The 11427-nt window shown below is 43.1% G+C and carries 12 protein-coding genes; 8 read left to right on the forward strand and 4 right to left on the reverse strand.

Translation table 11 applies throughout. The features are described 5' to 3' along the window. Positions 1-102 precede the first annotated feature (102 nt). Both DW159_RS01105 and DW159_RS01110 read right to left on the reverse strand, forming a co-directional pair. Positions 103-1059, reverse strand: a complete 957-nt coding sequence (locus DW159_RS01105; protein WP_055143974.1) for an SPFH domain-containing protein — start codon at positions 1057-1059, stop codon at positions 103-105. Between the two features lie 53 nt (positions 1060-1112). Next, entirely contained in the window at positions 1113-1559 is a 447-nt protein-coding gene (locus DW159_RS01110) for an NfeD family protein (RefSeq protein WP_015533182.1), read from the reverse strand. A gap of 264 nt (positions 1560-1823) precedes the next feature. Here DW159_RS01110 and DW159_RS01115 point away from each other — a divergent pair, with 264 nt between their 5' ends. Next, positions 1824-3473: an AI-2E family transporter gene (locus tag DW159_RS01115; protein ID WP_242992591.1), complete on the forward strand. Its 1650-nt coding sequence runs from the start codon at positions 1824-1826 to the stop codon at positions 3471-3473. 70 nt (positions 3474-3543) lie between these two features. On the opposite strand, the gene DW159_RS01120 is transcribed toward DW159_RS01115, so the two are convergent. Further along, positions 3544-3729: a DUF4250 domain-containing protein gene (locus DW159_RS01120; RefSeq protein WP_015533181.1), complete on the reverse strand. Its 186-nt coding sequence runs from the start codon at positions 3727-3729 to the stop codon at positions 3544-3546. Between the two features lie 169 nt (positions 3730-3898). Between DW159_RS01120 and DW159_RS01125 the strand changes: the two genes are divergently transcribed. Continuing rightward, positions 3899-5554 (forward strand): putative polysaccharide biosynthesis protein, encoded by a 1656-nt coding sequence (locus DW159_RS01125; RefSeq protein WP_055223825.1) that lies wholly within the window; start codon positions 3899-3901, stop codon positions 5552-5554. Between the two features lie 169 nt (positions 5555-5723). Here the strand turns inward: DW159_RS01125 and DW159_RS01130 are convergent, their stop codons facing one another. Beyond that, positions 5724-6515, reverse strand: a complete 792-nt coding sequence (locus tag DW159_RS01130) for a transposase (RefSeq protein ID WP_117548655.1) — start codon at positions 6513-6515, stop codon at positions 5724-5726. A 636-nt stretch (positions 6516-7151) separates the two neighbouring features. On the opposite strand from DW159_RS01130, the gene DW159_RS01135 reads away from it, so the two are divergent. The 6 genes from DW159_RS01135 (at position 7152) to DW159_RS01160 (ending at position 11389) form a co-directional block, all read left to right on the forward strand. After that, positions 7152-7793, forward strand: coding sequence for a chromate transporter (locus DW159_RS01135; protein WP_117549399.1), 642 nt, complete (start codon positions 7152-7154; stop codon positions 7791-7793). Next, on the forward strand, positions 7793-8365 hold the full coding sequence (locus DW159_RS01140) for a chromate transporter (protein WP_117548656.1): 573 nt from the start codon (positions 7793-7795) through the stop codon (positions 8363-8365). Before DW159_RS01135 ends, DW159_RS01140 begins: the two co-directional genes overlap by 1 nt. An 88-nt stretch (positions 8366-8453) precedes the next feature. Then, on the forward strand, positions 8454-8888 hold the full coding sequence (locus DW159_RS01145; protein WP_117548657.1) for a hypothetical protein: 435 nt from the start codon (positions 8454-8456) through the stop codon (positions 8886-8888). Between the two features lie 250 nt (positions 8889-9138). After that, positions 9139-9576, forward strand: coding sequence for a MarR family winged helix-turn-helix transcriptional regulator (locus DW159_RS01150; RefSeq protein ID WP_117548658.1), 438 nt, complete (start codon positions 9139-9141; stop codon positions 9574-9576). A gap of 8 nt (positions 9577-9584) precedes the next feature. Further along, positions 9585-10937 (forward strand): MATE family efflux transporter, encoded by a 1353-nt coding sequence (locus tag DW159_RS01155; protein ID WP_117548659.1) that lies wholly within the window; start codon positions 9585-9587, stop codon positions 10935-10937. Positions 10938-11071: 134 nt separating this feature from the next. Further along, positions 11072-11389 carry a PadR family transcriptional regulator gene (locus DW159_RS01160; RefSeq protein ID WP_117548660.1) on the forward strand — a complete coding sequence of 106 codons (318 nt, stop codon included), beginning with the start codon at positions 11072-11074 and terminating at the stop codon, positions 11387-11389. The last annotated feature ends 38 nt before the right edge of the window (positions 11390-11427 follow it).

Consider the following 11427-nt stretch of genomic DNA (forward strand, 5'->3'; position numbering starts at 1 on the left):
AATATCCTGAATGATATACATATGAAGTTATAAGAAAAGGCATACATGGACGGTACAGTGAAATGTACTGTCATGTATGCCTTTTGTGATTAATCTCTTTGCTTACTGCTTTGATATGGCAGCAGTTTCAGTGCTCTTGGCAACCTCTACAATAGAAGAGGTGAGACCTGCGATTCCCTGTATCTCTGATGGGATGATGATCTTGGTAGCCTTGCCGTCTGCAGCCTTTGTAAATGCTTCCAGGCTCTTTAGAGTGATGACCTGATTTGTAGGCATTGACTCATTCAGTGCTCTGATACCATCTGCATTTGCCTGCTGTACAGCGAGGATAGCCTGTGCCTGACCTTCGGCTTCCTTGATAGTTGCTTCCTTCTTAGCCTCAGCACGGAGGATCTGAGAAGCTTTCTCAGCCTCGGCTTCAAGGATGACTGACTGCTTGTTACCTTCTGCGATGAGGATGGCTGACTTCTTCTCACCTTCAGCACGGAGGATCTGCTCACGTCTCTCACGCTCTGCCTTCATCTGCTTCTCCATGGCATCCTGAATAGCTGCAGGAGGGATGATGTTCTTGAGCTCTACTCTGTTGACCTTGATTCCCCAAGGATCAGTAGCCTCGTCAAGTGTTGCTCTCATCTTGGTGTTGATGGTCTCTCTTGATGTAAGTGTCTGGTCAAGCTCGAGATCACCGATGATGTTACGAAGTGTGGTAGCTGTCAGGTTCTCGATGGCCATGATAGGATTCTCAACTCCGTAGCTGAAAAGCTTAGGATCTGTGATCTGGAAGAATACGACTGTGTCGATCCTCATTGTTACGTTATCCTTTGTGATAACCGGCTGTGGAGCGAAGTCAACAACCTGCTCCTTGAGTGTAACCTTCTTGGCTACCTTATCGATAACAGGCATCTTCATGTGAAGTCCAACAGACCATGTTGCCTGATATGTTCCAAGTCTCTCAATTACATAAGCGTGTGCCTGTGGCACGATCTTGATCGTACTGCAAATAATAACGATTACGATCAGACATAAAATGATAATAAGTGAAATTCCTGCTCCGTCCATAATAATCTCCTTAATTAAAAATGTGTGTGTCTTAAGCTGATAAGCCCTTAGCTTTATATTGCCGGCTTTCCTGCCTTTTCTACGATTGCTTTGACTCCGGATATCTCGTCGATCACGACCTCGGTTCCGGTTTCAATGGTATCGCCATGTTTGGATCTTGCTGTCCACTCAACTCCGTTGATCAAGACCTGACCGGTGGACTTGAGATTGTCTATGTCAGCAGATACGATAACGTGTTTGCCGATAAGACTTTCTACGTTTGTCTTTACCAGTTGGTTGTCAAGATGCTTCTTGGCAATCGGTCTTGTCGTGAAGAAAAGAATAGTGGTGACAACAAGAAATGCAACGATCTGTAGTGGCAGCGATCCGCTGAAAAAAGCGATGATCATTGCCACCAGGGCTCCTCCACATGCCCAGATGGTTGTAAGTCCAAGCGATATGATCTCAGCAATGAGACATACGGCAAATATGATAAGCCAGGTTGCAATCTCCCAATTCATATAGAACACCTCCCTTGTTTAGGAAATCCTGGTATGCGATAGTTTTCGCATTTGCCCTTGGCTAGCTCTCATTTTACTAAAAAACAGTAGGGTAAACAACATAAATTTTCTGAACATACTATCCCCTAAAGTGCATTATATGCACGAATTATAAAATTTATGAGATTAAATGATAAATGTATGGTTAATTTTGCGTAAGCTGTATTGAACAGGTTTGGAAAAACTAATATAATAAACACATGCTAAAGAATGGGAGAGAAGAAGTTGGCTGTTAATAATAAGAAGAAAAGAATTCTCAACATAAGTCTGGCGGTCATAGGAATAATCGTTGTCGGACTCCTTTTTAATAAGATACTGGAGCAATGGTCGGGATTTCGTGCGATACTTGACAAGATATCGAGTGCATTTGCACCGATCATAGTGGGCGCAGTCATTGCGTTTCTCATGAACCCGATACTTGTTTTTTTCGACAGATTATTTCATACGATATTCCAAGAGAGAGTCATATCGGATAAGAAAAAATTGTTCAAGGTTTCGAGAACTTTGTCGGTTATTTTAACTACCATAGTGTTCCTTGGAATCATAACCGGAATAGTGTGGCTGGTGGTTCCTCAGCTCTACGACAGTATCAAGCAGCTTGTGGGCAACATGGATACCTATTATTCCAACCTTCAGACGATGGTGGAGAATATAAATGAGAAGTTCCAGAAGCTCAATATACCTGAGGATCAGATCAACAAGTATATGAACAATGCATATCTCAAGGTTCAGGATATGCTGAATACCAAGATCATGCCAAATGTGGACAAGATCGTGGTGAATATAGGAAGTGGAGTGTTCTCAGGTCTTAAGTTCCTATACAATTTCTTCATCGGTATTATCGCTTCGATATATGTGATGGCAAACAAGGAATATCTTGCATCTAGGGGAAAGAAGATCATATATGCGGTATTCAAGGTGAAGAATGCAAATACTATCCTTGACGGACTTTCAGAGATGAACAGGATATTTGGTCAGTTTATTAATGGTAAGATACTTGATTCACTTATCATTGGAATGATCATGTTCATAGTTTCAACGATACTCAATCTGCCATATGCGGTTCTGATAAGTGTTATCGTCGGAGTGACAAATGTCATACCGTTCTTCGGACCTATCATAGGAGCTGTGCCATGTTTCTTCATCGTGCTCATTGCAGATCCTATAAAGAGTCTTGTGCTGCTTATTGTTATACTTGTACTGCAGCAGTTTGATGGCAATATCCTCGGACCGAAGATCATCGGAGATACCACAGGACTTTCAAGCTTCTGGGTGCTCACAGCGGTTATAGTTGGCGGCGGTTTGTTCGGATTCTTTGGAATGCTTCTCGGAGTTCCTGTATTTGCCTGCTGTTACATGTACATCAACAGGACATGCACTGCAAAGCTGCAGGAGAAGAATCTTGCGTTCAAGACATCCGAGTATGAGAAGATCCGCAGGATAGATGAGGAGACGGGAGAGCCGATATATATAACTGAGGAAGAAGAGGATATAAGGTTCAAGAAGAAGACGCCGGAGCAGAAGCTTGCGGAGCGTGAGAACAAAAGGAAGCTCAAGCAGAAGCAGCATATGCTTCAGTACCCATCAGATCTTCCAGATGATGAATATGTGAAGTCTGGCACTGCGCATGCAGATGATCAGTCTCAGGATGACGATGATTCAGATGATGATCCTATCAGTATATTTGATAAATTCATGCATGTTATGAAGAGCGTGGCCAGCAGGGCGGACGCTGAAAAGCTTGCAAATAATATAGTAGGAAGTGATGCAGAGCCTGATAAGGAAACTGACAGCAAAGATGACGCTGAAGAAGTTGGAAATGGTCAGGCAAAACCGGAGAGTGATAAAAAAATTTCCGGAAATCAGGATAAATAAAACATAATATCAGCACGGGGAAAGCAGATGCTGTCCCTGTCTGACAAAAGAGAAAAGAACAGATTTGCTTTTACACAAATCTGTTCTTTTCTGCATCATATGAATAGTCGATGGATGCGAGCTTACTCTTGATATCATCTGCATTTACACATAGTGAGCTGCAGAGCTCGTCAAGACTTGGATAGTCATCTCTGAGCTTCGTGTTGATGAAGCTGAGAAGCACCATAGGATCCTTTGGAAGTGAAGAGTATTCCATGGTTAAAGTTCCTCCTTGTGGTATATTTGGTCATAATATGCATCGTGTTTATAAATATTATGGTTGAATTAACTGCATAAAATTGGTATATATATAGTTTGTGATATATATCAAAGATACAAATTGAATTTTACAACAGTGATTTAGAAATGGCAATAAGGAGTTAGATATGAGTACAAATACCGGTACGGCAAAGAAAGGAAAGCTATCAGGAAAGGGAAGTAATCTGGCGCTTCAGGCAGGAATCCTGGCGGGAGCCGGAATCGTGTCGAGGATCATCGGCCTTCTGTACAGATCGCCTCTGTATCAGATACTTGGAGATGAGGGAAATGGATATTATGGTTCAGCGTATGCAATATACGCCATGGTCATAATGATCGCCACATACAGTATTCCTACAGCGGTGTCGAAGCTTGTTGCCGGTAAGATAGCTATGGGACAGTACAAGAGTGCCAGACGTATATACTACTGTACATTTATATATGTAGTCATAGCGGGTGCTGTGGCGGCACTGATCACGTACTTTGGAGCCGAATGGTTTGTAAGTGACCAGCCAAATGCAGTCTTAAGTCTTAAGATACTTGCCCCTACTATATTTATATCGGGCTTTCTTGCAATATTCAGAGGATATCTGCAGGCGTACAACACGATGGTGCCTACATCTATATCACAGATCATAGAGCAGCTTGCAAATGCAGTAGTCAGTATCGTCGCTGCGTATATGCTTGCAAAGCCATTTGCCGCTGGAACAACCGAGCATGCAAAGTATGGTTCTGCCGGAAGTGCCATGGGTACAGGTGCCGGAGTCCTTGGAGGATTGATATTCATACTGTTCGCTTATGCGAGAAGAAGAAAGGGTATCATGGAGTCTGTGAAGAACGATACAAGTCCAGACACCGAATCCTATGGAAAGTTATTCAGAATAATCATTGCCACAGTCACACCTATCGTGGTGGCAGCAGTGGTGTATAACGTGCTCACACCTATAGACATGAAGGTATTCTATGTGGTCATGAAGATGAAGGGCATGGATTCCCTGGAGATGGCAAAGCTGTATGGAATTTACTCAGGACAGTATACAGTTCTCACGAACCTTCCGCTTGCCATAGCAGCTTCAGTTGGAATCGCATATATTCCGGGAATATCCGGTGCGTATGCAAGAAATGACATGCAGAAAACCAATAAACTCCTGAATCAGGCGCTCAGCATGTCCATGCTGGTCACCATACCGTGTGCGGTTGGAATGGGAGTCCTGGCTAAGCCTATAATACAGCTCCTGTTCTCAGGTGCGGATCCGATGGCAGCCAAATGTATGTATCTTGGATTCATATCCATAGTGTTCTTTGCACAGTCAACTGTAACCAATAGTGTGCTTCAGGCCATGGGTAAGGTGATGGCACCGGTTATCAATGCCACCCTTGCACTGGTGATACATGTGGTGGTTCTTGTGGTTATGCTGTACTGCACAGACTGGGCACTTTATGCACTGGTATTTGGTTCGATAGTGAACTCACTGCTCATATGTATATTCAACCAGCGTTCGCTCACAAAGTACAAGACCGGCAAGATGGACAACAGGCGAATATACGTTGCACCTACTATAGCATCTATCTTCATGGGTGTTGTTACGATCATTGTATATGAGGGCTGCAGGAAGCTTCTCGGCAACTGGGTGATCGCGATGTTTGTTGCAGTATTTGTGGCGATCATATTCTATGCGGTGGCTATACTCAAAGCCGGAGGATATACGGAGGAGGAACTTCTCAATATGCCTAAGGGAGGTCTTATTGTGAGGTTTGCGAAGAAGTTCAGACTGATAAAATAAAATGTTTGTAAAGTGGGGACGTTCCTTTTGTACTGACGAGTGTCCCCGTGTACCGACGAGTGTCCCCGTGTACTGACGAGTGTCCCCTTGTACCGACGAGTGTCCCTTTGTACTGACGAGTGTCCCCTTGTACTGACGGGTGTCCCTTGTACCGATGAGTGTTCTCCTGTCAAGGCTGAGGCTTGCTGTTGTGAGGCATGCCCTCTGTTAAGGTTCGCTGGATGATTCCTTTAGACGTGCCCGTGAGACGGTTCAGCTGTCTGATAGAAATACCTTGTTCGTGCAAAAGAGCAAGGTATTTTTTCTTTTCTAAAAGGGGGAGTGATTGAAAGTCGGTAATAGTGTGGCATCCGGTTTCTTTGATAATTAGCCCTTTGGCAACATCATCTGGGAGCCTTTTGGTAAGTTTATGAATGTCTAGGCAGTCGGCTTCTTCGGTTTCTCGATGAAATGTTGTAAATGCCTTCGAATCACCAATTAGATTGTTTATCAGTCCGATATCTACCAATGCCGAGTTTTCTGATAGATAACTGTAGATACTGCTCCAGGGGTAAGACTCGCCGGGAAAAGCTTCTATGCCAGCTTTGTACGGATTTTGGTGTATATAGCGGACTACAGTGAGAAGGTATCGTTCATTGTTAACAGGTTCACTGTAATATCTGCCTTGCTGCAGGAAGCCGGTTCGATCATATTTCATATTAAACCAAACCGCATAACGCGTGTTAATGCGGCGAAATACAGTCGCCAGTGGGGTGTTAGAGGTATGTATGAGAAGATGAACGTGATTAGACATCAGACAATATGCATAGATTTCAAATTGGCATTCTTTTTTGTAATAGCTCAGGATATCCAGGTATTTGACATAATCATTCTTTTCTTCAAACATTTGCTGCCGGTCTGCTCCGCGAATTACAACGTGGTAAATGTTTGATTCAGATATAGCTCTTGGTTTTCTTGGCATAAAAGGACCTCCTCCAAAGTGATAAAATGTGATGTGTACAGTGTGGAAAAAATAAATGTTAAAATGTGATTCATGAAAACACGGTCATTAAAAATATAGCCATCAAAAACCAACCACGATAAGAAAAAAACAGTTATAAAGAGGTAATTGTTGAAAAATTGAAATGACTATGGGTTTCGTATAACATGATTCATATAATATCATTCATATGAAAATGGATTTGATTAGATACGATAGCTTAACGATCGTTTAAGAAAATCAAAACATATAATATTATACTATATTTTGAAAAGAAGTAAAGCGCTTTGTAGAAGCATATGATAGAATGTATCAGGGACGTTCCTTTTGGAATGTATCAGGGACGTTCCTTTTGTATCGGAGATTGTCCCCTGTCATGCGAAAGGTGAAAACTCGATATGGGGCAATAAAAGGAGTAAAGTTGACATCATTGTTTGAGAGAACCATACGTGCAATGTCTGCGACAGAAGATGATAAAAAAAGTATGATGCAGAAGATGGCAGATGTCAGTTGCAAAAATATTTAGACGAAAATTATTTAGACTTGATTAGGAATATATATCTAATGTGGGACAGAGGGACGCTCCTCGTGACAAAAGGAACGTCCCCAAGGATTATTATGGAAAAAGAAAAAAGAAAGGGCAGGACCCTTTTAAAGATATTCATAACAACATTATATCTGAGTGTATTTACCTTCGGGGGTGGATACGTCATCGTGTCTCTTATGAAGAAAAAGTTTGTTGATGAAAAACATTGGATAGAACAGGATGAGATGCTTGATCTTGTAGCAATAGCGCAGTCGTCGCCGGGACCTATTGCGGTAAATGGAGCGATAGCGGTGGGATATAAAATGTGCGGTATGGCAGGGGCACTGGTGGCTATAGTCGGAACGATCATTCCGCCATTTGTTATCATATCCATCATATCTTACTGTTACAACGCGTTCAGGACCAACTGGGTGATCAGTCAGATGCTGGAGGGAATGCAGGCTGGAGTTGCTGCGGTCATAGCATCGGTTACATATGATATGGGAGCAGACATAGTAAAGCAGAGGGATGATCTGGGGGTATTGGTCATGATAGCTGCATTTGTTGCATCCTACATATTGGAGATAAATGTCGTGTTCATAGTAATTGTCTGTGGACTTGTCGGTGTTTGTAGAGGACAGCTTGAGAAAAGAAGAGGGCGTGGGCATAAAAAGACAGAGGATACCTCTGGCGGAAATCCTGAAAAACGCTCAGGCAAAGGGGGGATGGAATAATGATCTATTTGCAGTTGTTCCTAAGTTTCTTCCAGATAGGACTTTTCAGTTTTGGCGGAGGTTATGCCGCCATGCCGCTTATACAGGGACAGATAGTGAAAATACATGGGTGGATGACCATGTCAGAGTTCACGGATTTGATCACTATATCCCAGATGACTCCGGGACCTATAGCTGTCAATTCGGCGACATTTGTGGGGCTCCGGGTGGCCGGATATGTCGGTGCGGCGGTTGCCACGCTCGGATGTATACTCCCTTCATGTATCATTGTAACGGTCATAGTCAGGCTGTATCTGAAATATCGCAAGCAGGATGTTCTTCAGGAGATTCTCGGCGGCATAAGACCGGCTGTTGTGGCTATGATCGCGTCAGCGGGAGTTTCGATATTCGTGACTGCGGTCTGGAATGGTATCGATATGATAAGTCTCGCAGGAACTAAGTGGAATCTTGTGGTGATATTTGCAGTGAGTGTTGTTCTGCTCAGAAAATTCAAGCTGAATCCGGTGTGGGTGATGTTGCTTTCCGGCGGGATGCAGGTGATCGTGGGGCTTACTGGCAGATATCTGATCTGAGTAAAAGCATATTATAATTTTAATTAAATTGTAATGCGAAGAACTTTATTATAATATGTAAAAAGTAGATGTAGTGGGGAGTTTGCATATGAAGAAGAAAATATTGATATGTCTGGTAGTACAGCTCATATGCTGGAGCATTATGACGCTGTCTGATTACATGGAAGAAACATATAATGATAGTTACAATCTGGTCGTTGTATTTGCTGTACCCCTGATATGCGTGATTCTGTATATTGTATTCAGAAAAAGGATATACGACAATCAGATCGTGCGGCTGAAAGATGTCGCCATAATCTGTGCGGCGTGGATGATCTGTGGATTGATACTGGGATTCCTGATCGGTGCTCTGGTTCTCAATGAAATGTGGATAGTATCGCAGGCTACAGGAGGATGGGAGCATTTTCTGAATGGAATCGAATACATAATGTTCGCCATAACGCTTGCAGGAATACCATTTGTGGCGGTGATTCTGATCGAGTCGGTTGTGGGGATAGTAAAGGCAGTTAGAAAAAGAGCTTGACGAGAGCTTTGGTAAAGTTGCCGGCGCAAGTAATAAGTTTTATAATGAAATGCTTCATCTGTGAGAGAATCAGGTGGAGCATTTTTTATGCATGGTGGCTAATGGCTTACGCAGGCATATGAATAGTTTATATATCCTATCCCTTGACAAAAAGAGAAAATATGAATATACTTACCGACGATAATTACCTAAAGTAATTACACGAAATAACAATAAAACAATATTTGATAAATTTACAGGAAGGAATGCTATGACAAAGGAAAAGATAAAACAGGTTATGGATGCCTGCTATCAGGCTAAGAGAGTCAGAGATATGATGCCAAAGCTGCCAAATGGAGTGACTCCTACCCACATACATTATCTTGATGTGATAACGAAGCTGGAGCTTGACGGCGCAGAGGTAAAGGTCAGTGATATAAGTGATGAACTGGGACTACCAAGACCGGGAGTGACAAAGACGATAAAGGAGATGGAACGCCTCGGATTTGTGGAAAAGAAGGCTTCAGAGGCGGATGGACGTATTGTGTATATAAGGAGCACTCAGGCTGGCAGAGATCTGGTTTGCAAATATGTTGATGAGTATTTCACAGGACTGGGGGAGTCTCTTACCGATATCACAGATGAAGATGCAGATATTATGATAGTGACCATTGAAAAGCTTTATGATGTTATGAGCAAAAGGAGTTGAGACATAAGATGAGTGTACAGGATAAAACAGATTTTACACAGGGAAGTATAATTAGAAAAATGCTCTCATTCATGGGACCGATTCTTGGAGCACTGATACTTCAGGCTGCATATGGTGCGGTTGATCTGCTGGTGGTTGGAAGATTCGGCTCAACGGCGGGACTTTCAGCCGTATCTACGGGCAGCCAGGTGCTCAATCTGGTTACATTTGTGATAACAGCACTTGCTATGGGTGTCACAGTGCTTATTGCCAGATATATAGGTGAAAAGAACACAGATCAGATTGGAGAGCTTCTTGGAGGTGCCGCGACCATATTTGCAATACTTGCGGTGGTGCTGGCAGTCGTCATGGTGACGTTTGCAAGACCTTTGTCCGTGCTGATGCAGGCACCGGCGGAGGCGGTCACTCTTACATCATCGTACGTGAGGATATGCGGAGGCGGAATATTTTTCATTATGGCCTACAATGTGCTCACCGCGATATTCAGAGGTTTTGGAGACAGCAAATCACCTCTTATATTTGTGTTTGTGGCATGTATTGTAAATGTTATCGGTGATCTTATCCTGGTTGCGGGATGTCATCTTGACGCTGCGGGTGCAGCCATAGCAACAGTGGCTGCCCAGGCGGTCAGTGTTGTCCTTGCGCTTGTGCTGCTGAAGAAGAAAAAGCTTCCATTTAAGATATCAAGAAAAGATTTCAGATTAAACAGACAGTGCACAAGATTGCTCTCGGTTGGACTTCCACTTGCAATGCAGGAATTTCTCACGCAGATGTCATTTCTAGCGCTGTGTGCATTTATCAACAGACTTGGACTGGAGGCATCATCCGGATATGGCGTTGCCTGCAAGATAGTCAGCTTTGCCATGCTGGTACCAAGTTCGCTTATGCAGTCTATGGCTTCATTTGTATCGCAGAATGTTGGAGCCGGAAAAGAGGACAGAGCGAGAAAAGCGATGCTTACCGGTATGGGCATAGGACTCTCTGTCGGCGTGGTGGTATTCATTGGTGTGTGGTTCTTTGGTGACAAACTGACATCGATCTTTACCACTGACGCGGCTGTTATACAGAGGGGCTTCGAGTACCTGAGGGGCTTTGCGCCTGAGACTATAGTCACCGCGGTGCTGTTCAGCATGATAGGCTATTTCAATGGACATGAGAAGTCACTGTGGGTCATGATACAGGGACTTATCCAGACATTGCTTGTGAGATTGCCTCTGGCGTACTATATGAGTATCCAGCCGGATGCAAGCCTTACAAATATAGGACTTGCAGCGCCGATAGCAACATGCGCAGGTATCGTGCTGAATGTCATATTCTATATGGCTATGTCAGGAAATAAGAAAAAAGCGAAAGAACAGTAAGCATAGTTGAAATTATGCTATACATGGCGAGAAAGATCAGAGTGGATATTTGTTGTATTGACAAATATCCTTATGCACTATACAATATCGTTATATGATATCAATAAACGATATTAGGAAAGAGATGTGATAATATGCCAAAGAAAGCTATGGATATTCTGACTGAATCCATGTTCTACGTGTTGATGGCATTTTCAAAAGGATCAATGTGTGGGATAGATGTGGCAGACTATATAGAGAAGAGAACCGGTGGAAGGGTAAAGATCGGGCCGGCGACTCTGTACACCATATTGGGAAAGTTTGAGAAGGAAAAGTGGATAAGGGAAATGGAGGTGGAAGGCCGTAAGCGAACATACAGCATCACAGATAAGGGCGTATCTGCATATGAGCAGGAGGTGGAAAGACTTAGAATGTGTGTGCGGGATGCTGAAGATGCAGCAGATGAAATGTAGAGATTCATTTGCAGCGGAGTGCGGACTATTCACAAAAA

Origin of the sequence: Coprococcus sp. AM14-16 (assembly GCF_003434675.1) — a bacterium.
Classification (GTDB): Bacteria; Bacillota; Clostridia; order Lachnospirales; family Lachnospiraceae; genus Coprococcus; species Coprococcus aceti.